Annotated in this window: 17 protein-coding genes; 7 read left to right on the plus strand and 10 right to left on the minus strand. The window is 65.8% G+C overall.

The window, feature by feature from the left end; all coding sequences use genetic code 11:
• Positions 1-328 precede the first annotated feature (328 nt).
• Positions 329-1528, plus strand: coding sequence for a DUF7159 family protein (locus AC5Y49_RS00880; protein WP_499883958.1), 1200 nt, complete (start codon positions 329-331; stop codon positions 1526-1528).
• Positions 1529-1532: 4 nt separating this feature from the next.
• Here the strand turns inward: AC5Y49_RS00880 and AC5Y49_RS00885 are convergent, their stop codons facing one another.
• From AC5Y49_RS00885 to AC5Y49_RS00900, 4 genes are read right to left on the minus strand one after another with little or no spacing between them, the layout of a single operon-like run.
• Positions 1533-2405: an LLM class F420-dependent oxidoreductase gene (locus AC5Y49_RS00885; RefSeq protein ID WP_499883959.1), complete on the minus strand. Its 873-nt coding sequence runs from the start codon at positions 2403-2405 to the stop codon at positions 1533-1535.
• An 8-nt stretch (positions 2406-2413) separates the two neighbouring features.
• The gene (locus AC5Y49_RS00890) at positions 2414-2974 is read right to left on the minus strand and encodes a YceI family protein (protein ID WP_499883960.1); all 561 of its coding nucleotides are present in this window, start codon (positions 2972-2974) and stop codon (positions 2414-2416) included.
• Positions 2975-2999: 25 nt separating this feature from the next.
• Positions 3000-4013, minus strand: a complete 1014-nt coding sequence (locus AC5Y49_RS00895; protein ID WP_499883961.1) for an alcohol dehydrogenase catalytic domain-containing protein — start codon at positions 4011-4013, stop codon at positions 3000-3002.
• 18 nt (positions 4014-4031) lie between these two features.
• Positions 4032-5309 carry a cytochrome P450 gene (locus tag AC5Y49_RS00900; RefSeq protein ID WP_499883962.1) on the minus strand — a complete coding sequence of 426 codons (1278 nt, stop codon included), beginning with the start codon at positions 5307-5309 and terminating at the stop codon, positions 4032-4034.
• 207 nt (positions 5310-5516) lie between these two features.
• Here AC5Y49_RS00900 and AC5Y49_RS00905 point away from each other — a divergent pair, with 207 nt between their 5' ends.
• Together AC5Y49_RS00905 and AC5Y49_RS00910 are read left to right on the plus strand one after the other, a co-directional pair.
• Entirely contained in the window at positions 5517-5966 is a 450-nt protein-coding gene (locus AC5Y49_RS00905) for a hypothetical protein (RefSeq protein WP_499883963.1), read from the plus strand.
• Positions 5967-5994: 28 nt separating this feature from the next.
• Positions 5995-6213, plus strand: a complete 219-nt coding sequence (locus AC5Y49_RS00910; protein WP_499883964.1) for an Rv1893 family protein — start codon at positions 5995-5997, stop codon at positions 6211-6213.
• A 14-nt stretch (positions 6214-6227) separates the two neighbouring features.
• Here AC5Y49_RS00910 and AC5Y49_RS00915 read toward each other — a convergent pair whose 3' ends face one another.
• The gene (locus AC5Y49_RS00915; RefSeq protein ID WP_499883965.1) at positions 6228-7358 is read right to left on the minus strand and encodes a nitronate monooxygenase; all 1131 of its coding nucleotides are present in this window, start codon (positions 7356-7358) and stop codon (positions 6228-6230) included.
• 120 nt (positions 7359-7478) lie between these two features.
• Between AC5Y49_RS00915 and AC5Y49_RS00920 the strand changes: the two genes are divergently transcribed.
• Together AC5Y49_RS00920 and AC5Y49_RS00925 are read left to right on the plus strand one after the other, a co-directional pair.
• Positions 7479-8561 (plus strand): NAD(P)H-dependent amine dehydrogenase family protein, encoded by a 1083-nt coding sequence (locus tag AC5Y49_RS00920; protein WP_499883966.1) that lies wholly within the window; start codon positions 7479-7481, stop codon positions 8559-8561.
• Positions 8562-8567: 6 nt separating this feature from the next.
• Positions 8568-9305 (plus strand): glucose 1-dehydrogenase, encoded by a 738-nt coding sequence (locus tag AC5Y49_RS00925; RefSeq protein ID WP_499883967.1) that lies wholly within the window; start codon positions 8568-8570, stop codon positions 9303-9305.
• An 81-nt stretch (positions 9306-9386) separates the two neighbouring features.
• Here AC5Y49_RS00925 and AC5Y49_RS00930 read toward each other — a convergent pair whose 3' ends face one another.
• From AC5Y49_RS00930 to dtd, 4 genes are read right to left on the minus strand one after another with little or no spacing between them, the layout of a single operon-like run.
• Positions 9387-10280, minus strand: a complete 894-nt coding sequence (locus AC5Y49_RS00930) for a class I SAM-dependent methyltransferase (protein WP_499883968.1) — start codon at positions 10278-10280, stop codon at positions 9387-9389.
• Complete coding sequence (locus AC5Y49_RS00935) at positions 10280-11131, minus strand: MEDS domain-containing protein (RefSeq protein WP_499883969.1); 852 nt, start codon at positions 11129-11131, stop codon at positions 10280-10282. The genes AC5Y49_RS00930 and AC5Y49_RS00935 overlap by 1 nt, the downstream gene beginning before the upstream one ends.
• Positions 11131-12084, minus strand: a complete 954-nt coding sequence (locus AC5Y49_RS00940; RefSeq protein WP_499884602.1) for an anti-sigma factor RsbA family regulatory protein — start codon at positions 12082-12084, stop codon at positions 11131-11133. Before AC5Y49_RS00940 ends, AC5Y49_RS00935 begins: the two co-directional genes overlap by 1 nt.
• Before the next feature lie 37 nt (positions 12085-12121).
• Complete coding sequence (gene dtd / locus AC5Y49_RS00945) at positions 12122-12553, minus strand: D-aminoacyl-tRNA deacylase (protein ID WP_499883970.1); 432 nt, start codon at positions 12551-12553, stop codon at positions 12122-12124.
• A gap of 40 nt (positions 12554-12593) precedes the next feature.
• On the opposite strand from dtd, the gene AC5Y49_RS00950 reads away from it, so the two are divergent.
• On the plus strand, positions 12594-12902 hold the full coding sequence (locus tag AC5Y49_RS00950; protein WP_499883971.1) for an MTH1187 family thiamine-binding protein: 309 nt from the start codon (positions 12594-12596) through the stop codon (positions 12900-12902).
• Here AC5Y49_RS00950 and AC5Y49_RS00955 read toward each other — a convergent pair.
• Positions 12899-13390 carry a macro domain-containing protein gene (locus AC5Y49_RS00955; protein ID WP_499883972.1) on the minus strand — a complete coding sequence of 164 codons (492 nt, stop codon included), beginning with the start codon at positions 13388-13390 and terminating at the stop codon, positions 12899-12901. The two genes, AC5Y49_RS00950 and AC5Y49_RS00955, sit on opposite strands and share 4 nt — an antisense overlap.
• Before the next feature lie 17 nt (positions 13391-13407).
• Here AC5Y49_RS00955 and AC5Y49_RS00960 point away from each other — a divergent pair, with 17 nt between their 5' ends.
• Positions 13408-14670 carry a competence/damage-inducible protein A gene (locus tag AC5Y49_RS00960; protein WP_499883973.1) on the plus strand — a complete coding sequence of 421 codons (1263 nt, stop codon included), beginning with the start codon at positions 13408-13410 and terminating at the stop codon, positions 14668-14670.
• Positions 14671-14690 lie beyond the last annotated feature (20 nt).

The raw sequence follows: 14690 nt of genomic DNA on the forward strand, positions 1-14690 counted from the left end.
TTCTGGTAGTCCATATGTCGATGAGAGCGCAAACGTGTCTCACATTTATATCGGCCGCTACCACCTGCTCGGCGCCGGTGATCGCGACCGTATCGACACCCGTGGCTACCCAAATCCGGTACGCACCACACCTGGGCTGTCGATACCCAACCGGCGGCCGTGCTGTCGGCCGCGTAGGCTCTCCCGGGGTACGCCGACGAAGAGACACTGCCCCCGGTCCGTTCGGCGCTGTGAACCACCGCACCACAGCATGACGACTTTTGAGTGCGCGTGAACGGCGTCATCTCGGCTTGGGGCCACGACGGAGCGGCATGATTGAGGTGCGAATTTGGATACGGTACTAGGGCTGTCGCTGACGTCGACCGCCGTCGGCTGGGTACTTGTCGACGGTCGGGACGCTGACGGCGCCATCCTGGACCATGACGATTTCGAGGTGCATACCGGCGGCGGGACGCGGGCGGCCAGCATCTCCGAGCGAGTGACTGCCGCGGTGTTGGATGCCGTGTCGGCAGCGACACAACGGGATCACCGCCTGCACGTGTTCGGCGTGACATGGAGCGACGACGCGTCCGCCGAGGCCGCTGTGCTGTTGGAGTCGCTGACCGACGCCGGTTTCGACAACGTGGTACCGATCCGGTCGCTGCGGGCCGCCGAGACGTTGGCGCAGGGTATCGCGCCCGTTGTCGGCTATCAGAAGGCCGCAGTGTGCGTGGTGGAAGGCGATTCGACCACCGTGGTGATGGTCGATGCCGGCGACGGTCGGGCACAAACCGCCGTCAAACACCTCGACGGCGGCGCGGACCGGCTGGCCCGGTGGCTGGCCACGATGTTCGAGCGGAGTACTTGGCAGCCGGACGGTGTGATCGTCGTCGGCGCCGATCACGTCGTCGATGCGCTGTCCTGGCAACTCGACGAGGCGTTGCCGGTGCCGGTGTTCACCCAAAGCGGAGTGGCGCCGGCCCTGGCCCGGGGTGCCGCGCTGGCGGCGGCTGACAGCACGAAATTCGCGGACTCTTCGAGCCTGGAGTCGGTCGGCACGCCCACCCGGCGGACGGTGCGGTCACGACCGCCGGCCTACGCCGGGGCGTTGACGATGCTGGTCGCCGGCGCGGCGACGTTCGTAGCGTCGGTGTCGCTGGCCGTGGGCCCGCGTCTGCTTCCCGACAGGCCAACCGAACCGGTCCGGCACATGGTGCACAAGTCGGCGCCGGTCGCGCAAGCGCCTGCTCCGCCGCCGGCCAGGGTCGAGGCGCCGCCACCGCAGGCAGCACCCGAGCCGGCGCCGCCAGAAGAACCGGCTGTCATCGCGGCACCGGTCGAGCCGCAAAACGCCTTTACCGCAGAGCCGTCAAACGACCTGCCCGTCGCTGCCGCGGCTCCCGCGCCGCCACCGGAACCGTTGCCTCCTCCGCCGCCTCCGGAACCGAACCCGCATCCGCTTCTGACCAGGGTGCTCGAGCGCCTGCACGGCCACCATGACGACGTTCCACCGGAAGAGCGTGCGCCGGCACCGATCCCGTCTCCGTAAGGGTCTAGGGGGCGACTGCTTTGGCGGCTTGAGCAGCAGTCGTCAACGCGGTCAGGTGGTCGTCGACCGATGCGAACCCGGCGCCCATCGTATTGACGGACACGTGTGAGGCGCCGGCGACGACCCAACTGCGCAGTGCGGCAACGAATTCGTCGGGGTTGCCCTGCCAGGAGACCCGGCCCTCCATGGCGATCTGGGCGGGGTCGCGGCCAGCCTCGGTCGCCGCTTCCTGTACCGCCTGCAACGCCTGGTCAAGTTTCGGTCCGGGCCCAACCATGGGAAACCAACCATCGGCGAGGCGTCCGGCACGCCGGCAGGCGCGCTGCGAGGATGCGCCGAACCACACCGGGATCGGCCGTTGTATCGGCAGCGGGGCCAATCCGGCTCCGGTGACCTGGTGAAAGGTGCCGCGGTAGGTAACGGTCTCCTCGGTCCAAAGTCGGCGCATCAACTCCACCTGCTCTTCGGAGCGCTTGCCTCGGTTGGAGAAGTCTTGGCCGAGCGCCTCGTATTCCACCGCGTTCCAACCCAGGCCGACGCCGAGCCGCAACCGGCCGCCGCTGAGCAGGTCGACCTCCGCGGCCTGTTTGGCCACCAGAACGGTCTGCCGCTGGGGCAAGATCACGATGCCGGTCACCAGCTCGAGCGAGGTGGTGACCGCCGCGAGGTAGCCGAAGGTCACCAACGGCTCGTGGAAGGTGCTGTGTAGGTCATACGGCCCGTTCCAACCCTGATGGATTTGCGGGTCGGCGCCCACCACGTGGTCGTAGGCGAGCAGATGGGCAAATCCGAGCCCTTCGACATGCTCGGCGTAGGCCCGCACCGCACCGGCGTCGGCACCGATCTCGGTCTGGGGGAATACCACTCCAATGCGCATGGCGGCTCCTATTCCTTGGGCGTCTTCTTGGCGCGCTGCGCGGTAAACGACACGGTCACCTCGTCGGCGACTTTCATCGAACCCAGCAGCAGTGAGTACGGCTTGACGCCGAAGTCGGATTGGCGAACGGTGGTATTACTCGACATTCGCCACGACTCGCCGAGATCCGCTGTGCAAAGGTCGATTACCTGCTCGCGCGTCTTGCCGTGGATCCGCAGCCTTCCGCGCAATCGGTAGCCGGCGTCGCTTTTCTCGATTGCATCGGCGGCAAAGCCGATGTCGGCGAATCGCTCAGCGTGCAACGACTTCAAGGCATTCGACCGCACCAGCGTCTTCTCCGGCGCGGACAGCGGTGTGACGCCTCCGTCGCCTCGCAATACGTCGAGCGAGCGCACGTCGATCACAATTTCTGCCGCCGTGGGTTCGCCGTCGGTCCACTTCACGGCGGCCTGCCAATGCCGCATCGCGATGGTGAGACGGTGACCCATTTTCGCGGCCCGGCCGGTGACCCCGGTGTGGACCAGCAGTTCGCCGTCGGCGGCGGTCAGGGTCCAGGTTTCGGCGGTCACACCTCACCGTATCGACCGGGTGCGGTCAGGTGGTGAGGACCATACGGTAACGCGGCCGGCCCTGCTCCATGGCGGCGTACGCGTCGGCGGCCTCGGCAAGGGGGCGTTCCTCGATCCATGCCCGCACGCCGGACAGCACCGCAAAGGCCATGGTTTCCTCCACGTCACGCGCGGTGCCGGAGGGGTGCCCAGTGATGCTGACGCCCGGGAGGATCAGCTGGGCCGGACTGATCGGCAATGGATCGGCGGTGACGCCGATGGTGATCAGCTCACCGCGGGGGAGCAGCCCGCCCACTGTGTCGGCCATGGCATTCGAGTTTCCTGCTGTGGCAAGGACGACCGATACCCCGCCCAGCGCCCGCAGCGCATCGCTGACGTCGTTGCTGGTGGAATCGATGTAGTGGTGGGCACCCAGTTTGCGAGCATCTTCTGCCTTATCGGTGCCGCGGGCGATCGCGATGGTCTCGAAACCCATTGCTCGACAGAACTGCACTCCCAGATGTCCGAGGCCGCCGACGCCGAGGACGGCGACCCGGTCACCGGGCCGGGCCTTTGTGTGCCGAAGCGCGTTGTAGGTGGTGACGCCGGCACATCCCATCGGGGCCGCTTCGGCGAAGGAAAGCTCAGCCGGTATTCGGGCCAGCGCGTTGGCGGGTACCGTCACCGTCTCCGCATAGCCACCGGGGTACTGCCAGCTGGGCACCTTGATGTCCTCGCAATGAATGAAGATGCCTTGCCGGCATGGGACGCAGTGGTTGCAGTTTCCGCCGAACCAGCCGACTGCGACGCGATCACCCACGGCGAACTCGGTGACTGCCTCACCCAGTTCGCTGATGGTTCCGGCTATTTCATGGCCCGGCGTGAGTGGCCACGACATGTCCGGAAAGCCGCCATTGACGAACGCACGATCCGTGCCGCATACGCCGCACGCGGACACCGCAATTCGTACCTCGTCGCGGCCCGGCGGGATCGTCTCAGCGTCGACTACTTCCAGGGGGCCGCCAACGGTGTTGACGTGGACTGCGCGATGAGTCGCCATGCGTTATGTATATCAGAGTCAATGCGCGACAGGGCATTTCGCCGCAGCATCGCTGTGATAATCGACTTGCCAATGCTTGATACCGTTGAGCCAACCCGACCGCAGCCGCTCGGGTATGCCCGCGGATTCCAGATCGGGCATCTGGTCGGCGATCGCATTGAACATCAGGTCGATCGTCATCCGGGCCAAATTGGCACCGATGCAGTAATGAGCGCCGGTGCCACCGAATCCGACGTGCGGGTTGGGATTACGCAAAATGTCGAAGGTGAACGGGTCGTCGAACACGTCCTCGTCAAAGTTGGCGGACCGATAGAACATCACCACCCGCTGATCCTTCTCGATCTGCACACCGGACAGTTCGTAGTCCTCCAGCGCGGTGCGCTGGAACGACGTGACGGGAGTGGCCCACCGGACGATCTCGTCGGCAGCGGTCACCGGACGTTCACGTTTGAACAGGTCCCACTGATCCGGATGGTCGGCGAAGGCCATCATGCCCTGGGTGATGGAGTTCCGGGTGGTCTCGTTACCGGCGACCGCCAGCAGGATGACGAAAAACCCGAACTCGTCCTCGGAGAGTTTGTGGCCGTCGACGTCGGCCTGGATCAGCGTGGTGACAAGATCTTGCCCGGGGTTCTTGGCCTTTTCGGCGGCCATCTGCATGCCGTACATGATCAGCTCCACCGACGCGGTGATGGCGTCGTTGGAGGCGAACTCCGGATCCTGGTCGCCCACCATCTGATTCGACCAGTGGAACAGCTTCTTGCGGTCTTCCTGCGGCACGCCCATCAGCCCGGCAATGGCCTGCAGTGGCAGCTCACAGGAAACCTGTTCGACGAAGTCGCCGGAACCCTGTGCGGCCGCCGCCTCGACGATGCGCTGGGCACGCTCGTTGAGGTCGTCGCGCAGGCGTTCCACCGCTCGGGGCGTGAAGGCCCGCGAGATGATCTTTCGCAGCCGGGTGTGCTGGGGCGCGTCCATGTTGAGTAGGACGAACTTGCCGCGTTCGACCTGCTCACCGACCGTGCCGTCTTTATACCGCGGCAACGCGGTCTTCTTCAGGCTGGAAAAGACGTCGCTGCGCAGCGAGATCTCTTTGACATCCTTGTGCTTGGTGACCACCCAGAAGCCACCGTCGTCGAAGCCGCCCTTGCCCAGCGGCTGCTCGTTCCACCAAATCGGTGCGACACGGCGCATTTCGGCCAACTCATCGACCGGCAACCGCTCGGCGTAAATGTCTGGATCGGTGAAATCGAACCCGGGTGGCAGATTCGGAGCGTGCGTGTGAAGAGAAGGCACCATGCACTCCTTGGATACGACCTGATACGACCTGATACGAGCGCGTCTGGCTCAGTAAAGCATCGGAACCGCGGAGATGGAACGTCTTCTCGCGGGATTGCCGGTTCCGAATTGCAACGTGTTCTCGCTATCGGCCGCGGGCAATCGGCCTTGTGGCCCGGTGTCCACTCGTTATGCTTTGGTCCAAACCGGGACCCGAGGTGGATCATGAATCGTCAACTGTTCCTCGCTGCTGTCATCAGTGGTACCGCGATCAGCATGGCTCCGACCGCCGCTGCCGACCCGCCGCACTACGACGGTGACGTGCCGGGAATGAGCTACGACGCGTCGATGGGCGCACCGTGCGACAACTACGAGCGCTTCATCTTCGGCCGGACTTCCGGCGGCCAGGTCGAGGCATGCCACTTCATCACCCATCAGTTCCCAGCCGCCCAGACCGGCTACTGGGTGATTTCCTACCCGTTGAACGGAGTCCAGGAGGTCGGCGCACCGTGCGCTAACCCGCGCGGATCGGCGGCCCAGTCGCCCGATGGGTATCCAATGATGTGCACCGAGCACGGCTGGCAGATCGGGCAGCTGACCAACGGCGGGTTCCCGCTTCAAAGCGGAGGGTTCCCCTCAGACACAAGTATCACCACCGATAACCCGAACCCATAATGCCGATCCAGATCACATGGAGGTTCTGATGGCTTTCAACCCGAAAGACGCGCTGACCGCCGCACGAGACATCACCACCAACGCCGTCGAGCGGGTTTCGGACATCGTCGACAATGCCGGCGACATCATCCGCGGCGACATCGCCGGCGGCACCGGCGACATCGTCCACAATTCGCTGGACATCGCGACGTACGCCGTCGGCCGGACCAAGGAGGTTTTCACCGGTCCGAGCGCTGACGGCGAGTAACGCGCCGCCGGCGATCAGGCGCCGGCGGCGGCGTTGAGTTCGTCGAGGCGGTTCGTCGCCTCCAGGTACTCCTGCACCCAGCGCTCGATGACCGTCGCCGTTTTCTCCACCTTGGTGAACTGTCCGACCACCTGACCGACGGGGTTGAATGCCACGTCGACCGATTCGTTGGGGTACCGGTTCGTGGCCCGGACGGCCATGCCGGACACCATGTACTGCAACGGCATACCGAGCGGCTTCGGGTTGTCCGGCGCCTCCCATGCCTCGGTCCAGTCGTTGCGTAGCATGCGGGCCGGCTTGCCGGTGAACGAGCGACTGCGGACGGTGTCGCGACTGCCGGCCTTGACGTAGGCCTCCTGCTGAACCGGGGTGTTCGAGGATTCCTCGACCATCAACCACTGCGATCCGGTCCACGCGCCCTGTGCGCCGAGCGCCAGTGCCGCCGCGATCTGCTCGCCGCTGCCGATACCGCCCGCGGCCAGCACCGGAACCGGGGCGACCTCCTTGACGACCTGCGGCCACAGCACGATCGAGCCCACCTCGCCGCAGTGTCCGCCCGCCTCGCCGCCCTGGGCAATGATGATGTCGACGCCCGCGTCGGCGTGCTTGCGCGCCTGCGAGGGGGAGCCGCATAGTGCGGCCACCTTGAGTCCCGCGTCGTGGATGTGCTTGATCATGTCGGCCGGCGGGGTGCCGAGCGCGTTGGCGATCATCTTCACTTTCGGGTGCTTGAGCGCCACCTCGACCTGGGGCGTGGCCGTCGCCTCGGTCCAACCGAGGAGCTGCAGGCTGTCGCCGTCGCTGTCCTCGACCGGCACCCCGTGATCGGCGAGAATCTTCTTTCCGAAGTCGAGGTGCTCCTGCGGCACCATCTTGCGCAAGGTGTCGGCCAGCTCCTCCGCCGACAGGTGCGAATCCATGCCTTCGTACTTGTTCGGGATCACGATGTCGACCCCGTAAGGGTGGTCGCCGATGTTCTCGTCGATCCACTTGAGCTCGATCTCGAGCTGCTCCGGGGTGAAGCCGACCGCGCCGAGCACCCCGAAACCGCCGGCTTTGCTCACGGCGACGACGACATCGCGGCAGTGCGTGAAGGCGAAGATCGGGAACTCGATGCCGAGTTCGTCGCAGATGGGAGTGTGCATGCCTGCTCCTCGGGGGACGGTAGGCGAACTGGAACGTGTTCTAGTTTAGTACGGATTACACCGGCAGCCACTACGCGGTACGGTTTCGCCCGGCGAGACCCCATCGTTTAGGGAGGCAGCATGGCAATCCGCGTCGCTCACATCGGCACCGGAAACGTTGGTCGGCTGGCACTGCGCCAGCTCGTCACCGACCCCCGGTTCGAGCTGACCGCCGTGTGCGTCTCGTCGGATGCCAAGATCGGCAAGGACGCCGGGGAGTTGGCCGGGCTTGACGTCGCCAGCGGCGTCACCGCCGTCAACGACCTGGACGCGTTGCTGGCCACCGAGCCGCAGTGCGCGGCGTACTGCGCGATGGGCGACGACCGCCTGGTGGAGGCGATCGGTGACGTCCGACGTCTGCTGGCCGCCGGCGTCAACGTCGTGGGCTCGGCGCCGGGTCTGCTGCAGTACCCGTGGCAGGTGATGCCCGACAAATACATCGCGCGGATGGAAGATACTGCCCGACAAGCTAATTCGAGCTTGTTCATCACCGGAGTCGACCCCGGTTTCGCCACCGACCTGATCCCGTTCGCGTTCGCCGGCACCTGTCAGCGGATCGAGCAGGTGCGCTGCATGGAAATCGCCGACTACGCCACCTACGACGGCGCGATCGTCATGTTCGACGTGATGGGTTTCGGCAAGCCGTTCGACGAACTGCCGATCCTGTTGCAACCGGGCGTGCTGAGCATCGCCTGGGGCACGGCCATCCGGCAGTTGGCGGCCGGGCTGGGCATCGAGGTCGACGACATCACCGAAACCTACGAACGCGAGCCGGCGCCGGAGGCCTTCGACATCGCGGTCGGCCATGTGCCCAAGGGCAGTGTCGCGGCGATGCGCTTCGAGATCAGCGGGATGGTCAACGGCCGGCCCGCGATCGTCATCGAGCACGTCACCCGATTGCGCGACGACCTGCGTCCCGACTGGCCGCGGCCGGCACAGCCCGGCGGGTCGTATCGCGTCGAGATCACCGGCGAGCCGTCCTACGCGGTGGACATCTGCCCGTCCAGCCGCAGGGGCGACCACAACCACGCCGCGATTGTCGCGGCCGCGGGCCGGATCGTGAATGCCATCCCGGCGGTGGTCGCCGCCGATCCGGGCATCCGCACCACGTTGGACCTGCCGCTGATCACCGGAAACGGCGTCTATGCCGCTGAGGTAGCCTGACCCGTCATGGGACGCGTAGACGGAAAAGTTGCACTGATCAGCGGCGGCGCCCGCGGCATGGGCGCTGCCCACGCCCGGATGCTCGTCGACGAGGGCGCCAAAGTGGTGATCGGCGACATCCTCGACGACGAGGGCAAGGCGCTCGCCGATGAGATCGGCGAGGCTGCGCGTTACGTGCACCTCGACGTCACCGAACTCGAACAATGGGAAGCCGCCGCTGCCACCGCGGTGCAGGACTTCGGCACGCTGAACGTCCTCGTCAACAACGCCGGCATCGTCGCGCTGGGCCAGATTCACAAATTCGATATGGCCAAGTGGCAGAAGGTCATCGACGTCAACCTCACCGGCACGTTTCTGGGCATGCGGGTGGCTGTCGAGCCGATGATCGCCGCGGGCGGCGGCTCGATCATCAACGTCTCGTCGATCGAAGGGCTACGCGGCGCCCAAATGGTCCACCCCTATGTCGCCTCCAAGTGGGCGGTGCGCGGCCTGTCCAAATCCGCGGCATTGGAGCTGGCGCCGCACAACATCCGGGTCAACTCGATTCATCCGGGCTTCATCCGCACCCCGATGACCAAACACTTTCCCGACAACATGCTCACCATCCCGCTCGGCCGCCCCGCCGCGTCGAGTGAGGTGTCGACGTTTGTGCTGTTTCTGGCCAGCGACGAGTCGTCCTACTCGACCGGCAGCGAATACGTCATGGACGGTGGCCTGATCCTCGACGTTCCGCACAAGCTCTGAACGCCCTTGGCGAGCGGCCAGTTATTACACACCTTTTGCGGAATCGCGTGCAATAAGTGGCCATTCGCGGGCGTCGCGGGCTCAGCGCGTTGCCGCGATATACCGGGAGCGCATGATGCTGTCGATCTGTGTGTCGACGTGTGGCGGGGTGCGCCCATAGTCCGCTTGTAACTGCGGGTTGGTGCGGACGGGTTCGACCGTCCATCCGTGATCGGCGAGCCACTCCGCCGGATCGGTCTTGTCCTCGTCGTCGTAGGTCAGGGCTGAGAAGTCCACATCGCCCGACCTGTTGAGCCCGGGATACGTCGCTTCCAAGTCAGCGAGCCGGCTTTGGTCCAGACGCGACCCGAGCGCACCGATCGCGATCCGGCTGCCCGGTGCCGAGAGTCGATCGATATGGGTGAACAGCGCGTCTTGCGCCTCGCCGGTCAGGTATGGCAGCACCCCCTCGACCGACCAGGCCGTGCGTTGTCGCGGATCGAAACCGGCTTCACGCAACGGTATCGACCAGTCTTCGCGCAGATCCGCCGCAACCGCTGTGCGGCGTGCGGTGGGTTCGGCTGCGTGGCCAGCGAGGACACCGGCTTTGAATTCGAGGACTTGGCTCCGGTCGAGCTCGAACACGGTTGTGCCACTGAGCCATTCGAGGCGATAGGCCCGGGAGTCGAGACCGGCCGCGACGATCACCGCTTGTCGGATGCCCTCACCGGTAGAGCTCAGGAAGAATTCGTCGAAGTACCGGGTCTGCACGCCGTACAGGCGCGGAAACGCCGTCGCGCCCACCGACGTCCCCGGGTCGGCCAGCAATCTCGTCAGATACGGATCGCCTGACGCGGTGATGAAATGCTTCGCGTAGTCGTCGCGGACCAACGGTTGCCGGTCGGCGGCGTGTAGAGCGCGCCACCCGGCCACCAGCAGGGCGGTGTAGCCCACGCTGCTGACGATGTCCCACTCGTCGTCATCGCAGCGGGTCATCACGCGACAGCGACCTGCACATGACTGAGGCCAAGCAGATCGACGAGCCGACTGATGGTGGGTTGGGTCGTCGACAGGATGACGTTGCGGTTGTGCTGACGGGCCCGGCTTTCCAGCAGACACAACTGCTGGTGGCTGATGAACTGCAACTCGTCGGCAGCAATTCGCATGCTATGACCTGGCACCAGGGGCCACACACGATGCAGCGTGGTGTCGAACAAGTCGTTGGTTTGGGCGTCGATTTCGCCGGCCAGCGTGAAGTCCGTGCCGGTATCAGGGTCGGCGTAGAGCCGGAACATCACGGTCCCTGCGTTGACGAATGGGTGCAGGCACATCAACTCGTCTGCGGCTGAACCGAGTTCACGGGCGTTGTAGGCGCACATGGCTGAAAACGGCAGCACCGCCATCTGCTGGTCGACGAGATACTCCAGCCGGGCCAGCCCGTCGCGCTGTGCTTGGGTGCGCGCCACCGGTGTGACATCGGATACCGCCCGGAATCCGCTGTAGCCGTTGGCGATTGCCTGGTGGGCGGCGCTGAGATATTTAGCCACCGCCGCATCGCCGTCGATGACGTCGGTGCCGGGACAGAAGGTGTAGTAGTCGTCCGCCGGAATCGCCTCGATGCGGCCGGAATCGAGATGTTCGGCGATCCCCGGGACTGTGGCCAACTCGGACAGCAGTGCGTCGCGCGTTCCCTCACCCGCGTAGGCGATGTATTGGTTGTGCCGCAGCCCGTCAGCGATGTACTCGGCGGCGCGGTGCAGAAACTCGGTGCGTTCGGTATAGCTCCACGCCAAGTGCCCGAACGGCGTCAACCCGGCGGCGGAATGCAGCGCAGCGTTCCCGCGCATTACGCCGCCCCTTCCATCCGAAGGTAGGCCTGGATCGTGGTCGCGTCGGAGGTGGTGTGGGTGCGCACCAGATCGGCGAGCGCATTGACCACATAAAGGCCGCGCCCCCGGCTGGTGTCGCGGTCATACGGGCGGCGACCGGCGAGCGGGTCGTCCAGATATGTACTGTCGCGGGCTTCGCAGACCAGATGACCGTCGCTCTGCCAAAGGGCAAGCCGGCAGGCGCCGGCTTGCATCAGGCTGGAGGTGGCCAACTCATTGATGATCAATTGCAGGTCTGCGATTCGCTCGGGAGGTAGCCCGAACCATTCGCCGTAGCTGGCCGCGAAAGCACGCGCCCCGCTGAGGTCAGCGAGTCGGCGGGCGGTGTATCTGACCGCGGCGTCGTGGCTCGACAGCGGTTGGTTGTAATGCGCCCATGCCGCGTCGGGCGCGAATGTGGCGCTGGCTTCGGCGGGCGATCCAGCCTGCCAGAGCACCGGGTGGGTGGCGCGGGCGTCAGTGAGAGCTTGGGGCTCCAGACGCGCCACGTCGTATGGGCATACCAGCGTGACAGCACGACCGGTGAACGCCTGGTTGATCAACGCCTCGTGTTGTACACATGCCGGATACTCCAGCTCAGATCGGCTGGGCCAGACCGGTTCACCGATCATTCGGACCGGCTGATCCGGATGCCGTTCGAGGAAGCCGCTCAATACTTCGCCCAGGATCCGGCCGGGATTGCGTCCCGCTTCGGTCATGTCGACCATCGTCACCTTCGCAGCAGCTGGCCCCAACCCGTCCCGCAGCAGGCTCATATTGGGCTCAGGAACCGCGGCCAACACGGGTTGCTCGGCGTCGAGCCCATCCGACACGAACGGCAGCAAGCAGTCGCGGTACTCCCCGGCGGTGCGATAAAACAGCGCCGGGTGCGCGAAGGCATGATGATCGATCGGTGCGTTGGTTACGTCAATTCACGCTACGCTTCACCGCCGCCGCGGAAAACCGGCATCACAATTCCAGCAAGACGGTCACCGGGCCATCGTTGACCAGTTCGACTTCCATGTGCGCTCCGAAGGTCCCGGTCTGCACCGAGGCGCCCAATCTCCGCAACTGTTCCACGAATGCCGTCATCAGCGGTTCGGCGACAGTCCCCGGCGCGGCGGCGTTCCACGACGGCCGTCGGCCCTTGGCGGTGTCGGCGTACAGCGTGAACTGGCTGACCACCAGGATCGGTGCGTCGATGTCAGCGGCGGAGCGTTCCTCGTCGAGGATGCGGAGTTGCCAAACCTTTTCAGCAAGTCGCTGCGCCTTATCGACGTCGTCGTCGTGGGTGACACCGACGAAGGCGAGCAGTCCCTGACCCTCGGGCCGGATCGCGCCCACAACCTGGCGGTCCACCGTCACCGATGCCGACGAGACCCGTTGCACCAGAACCCGCATGAGGCCGATGCTGCCACGTGCCGCGCTTTAAGCTTGAGTTGTGTCAGTGCTCGTCGCGTTCTCCGTTACCCCGATGGGCGTCGGCGAGGGCGTGGGTGAGCTGGTCGCTGAAGCGGTGCGGGTAGTCCGCGAGTCCGGGTTGCCGAATAAGACCGACGCGATGTTCACCGTGATCGAAGGAGATTCCTGGGATGAGGTGATGACGGTCGTCCAGCGCGCCGTCGAGGCAGTGAAAGCCCGCGCGCCCCGGGTCAGTGTGGTAATCAAGGCGGACTGGCGCTCCGGCGCCGCGGATGCGATGACCCACAAGACCGAATCGGTGCAGCGGTACCTGTCGCGGGAGGCTTAGGCCTGCGCCGCCGCGCGAAAGGCCTGCTCGGCCTCGTCGCCGTGGACCGCGAACACCACCCGCTGCAGTGAGCTCGGCGTGTGCTCCCGAACCGCGGCGACCATCACCCGAGCCGCCTCGGCGAGCGGAAACCCGCCGACTCCGGTGCCGAAAGCCACCAGCGCCACCGAGCGGCAGCCGAGCTCGTCGGCCTTGCGTAGCGTCGAGCGGGTGGCGTTGGTGATGATCGCCGCCGATGTCGGCCCGCCGAGTTCCATCGTGGCCGCGTGGATGACGAAGCGTGCCGGCATGTCGCCGGCGGTAGTTTCGACGGCTTCGCCCAGCCCGATCGGCGCCTTTTCGTTCGACTCGCGTTGCACCTGCGGTCCGCCGGCGCGGGAGATGGCCGCGGCCACGCCGCCGCCGTGACGCAGTTGGGTATTGGCCGCATTGGTGATTGCGTCAACCTCGAGCTTGGTCACGTCGGCTTGAAGTACCTCTAGTTCCACGCTTTAAGGTCATACCAGTGAGCGCACGTGCGGGCATTGTCGTCACCGGAACTGAGGTCTTGACCGGGCGGGTACAGGACCGCAACGGTCCATGGATCGCCGATCGGCTGCTCGAATTGGGTGTCGAACTGGCGCACATCACGATCTGCGGGGACCGGCAGCACGACATCGAGGCCCAGTTGCGGTTCCTGGCCGATCAAGGCGTGGACCTGATCGTGACCAGCGGGGGATTGGGTCCGACGGCCGACGATATGACCGTGGCGACGGTGGCCGGGTTCTGCGGGCGTGAGCTGGTGTTGGACGCCGAGCTGGAGGGCAAGATCGCGGCGATCCTGAAATCGCTGATGAAGCGTGTCGGCGGCGGGGATTTCGACGCGGTGCGCGCAGCCAACCGCAAGCAGGCAATGATCCCGGCCGGGGCGGTGGTGATGGACCCAGTGGGGACCGCGCCGGGCGTCGTCGTACCCGGCGCGCCGACCGTGGTGGTGCTGCCCGGGCCGCCGCGCGAACTGCAGCCGATGTGGCGGACCGCGGTGCAGACGTCCGCTGTGCAGGAGGCCCTCGCGGGGCGGACGGTGTATCGCCAGGACACCGTGCGGATGTTCGGGTTACCGGAATCGGGCTTGGCCGAGACGCTGCGCGACGCCGAGGAGCGCCTTCCCGGTTTCGGCTCGCTGGAGATCACCACCTGCCTGCGGCGCGGGGAGGTCGAAATGGTCACTCGCTACGAGCCCGACGCCGCCGGCGTGTACCGGCAACTGCTCGAGGTGCTGCGCGAAAAGCATGGGCAGCAAATCTTTTCCGAAGATGGCTCGCGGGTGGACGATCAGGTCGCCCAGCTACTGGCAGACCGGCGGATCGCGACGGCAGAGTCGTGTACCGCGGGGCTTCTTGCTGCACGGCTGACGGATCTGGCCGGTTCGTCGGCCTATGTCGCCGGTGGGGTAGTCGCCTACTCCAACGATGCCAAGACGGAGCTGCTGGGCGTGGATTCGGCGCTGATCGACGCGCACGGGGCGGTGTCCGAGCCGGTGGCCGAAGCGATGGCCGCAGGTGCGCTGCGCCGTTTCGGGGCCGACACTGCGGTCGCGATCACCGGGATCGCCGGCCCGGGCGGCGGAACCGAGGACAAGCCGGTCGGCACGGTCTGCTTTAGGGTCGCGCTGGCCGACGGCCGGTCGCTGACCCGCACGGTACAGCTGCCCGGCAGCCGCGCCGACATTCGGGAGCGCTCGACGACGGTGGCGATGCATCTGTTGCGGCACGTGCTCAGCGACTAATCCTGTCGGGGGGTCCGACT

Source organism: Mycobacterium sp. NGS62 (genome assembly GCF_059812285.1).

What these genes read in the sequence shown, in the direction of transcription:
- AC5Y49_RS00885 (WP_499883959.1), bottom strand. Translation starts at nt 2,405, where the DNA reads ATGCGCATTGGAGTGGTATTCCCCCAGACCGAGATCGGTGCCGACGCC.
- AC5Y49_RS00895 (WP_499883961.1), bottom strand. Translation starts at nt 4,013, where the DNA reads ATGGCGACTCATCGCGCAGTCCACGTCAACACCGTTGGCGGCCCCCTG.
- AC5Y49_RS00905 (WP_499883963.1), top strand. Translation starts at nt 5,517, where the DNA reads ATGAATCGTCAACTGTTCCTCGCTGCTGTCATCAGTGGTACCGCGATC.
- AC5Y49_RS00910 (WP_499883964.1), top strand. Translation starts at nt 5,995, where the DNA reads ATGGCTTTCAACCCGAAAGACGCGCTGACCGCCGCACGAGACATCACC.
- AC5Y49_RS00915 (WP_499883965.1), bottom strand. Translation starts at nt 7,358, where the DNA reads ATGCACACTCCCATCTGCGACGAACTCGGCATCGAGTTCCCGATCTTC.
- AC5Y49_RS00920 (WP_499883966.1), top strand. Translation starts at nt 7,479, where the DNA reads ATGGCAATCCGCGTCGCTCACATCGGCACCGGAAACGTTGGTCGGCTG.
- AC5Y49_RS00925 (WP_499883967.1), top strand. Translation starts at nt 8,568, where the DNA reads ATGGGACGCGTAGACGGAAAAGTTGCACTGATCAGCGGCGGCGCCCGC.
- AC5Y49_RS00930 (WP_499883968.1), bottom strand. Translation starts at nt 10,280, where the DNA reads ATGACCCGCTGCGATGACGACGAGTGGGACATCGTCAGCAGCGTGGGC.
- AC5Y49_RS00935 (WP_499883969.1), bottom strand. Translation starts at nt 11,131, where the DNA reads ATGCGCGGGAACGCTGCGCTGCATTCCGCCGCCGGGTTGACGCCGTTC.
- dtd (WP_499883970.1), bottom strand. Translation starts at nt 12,553, where the DNA reads ATGCGGGTTCTGGTGCAACGGGTCTCGTCGGCATCGGTGACGGTGGAC.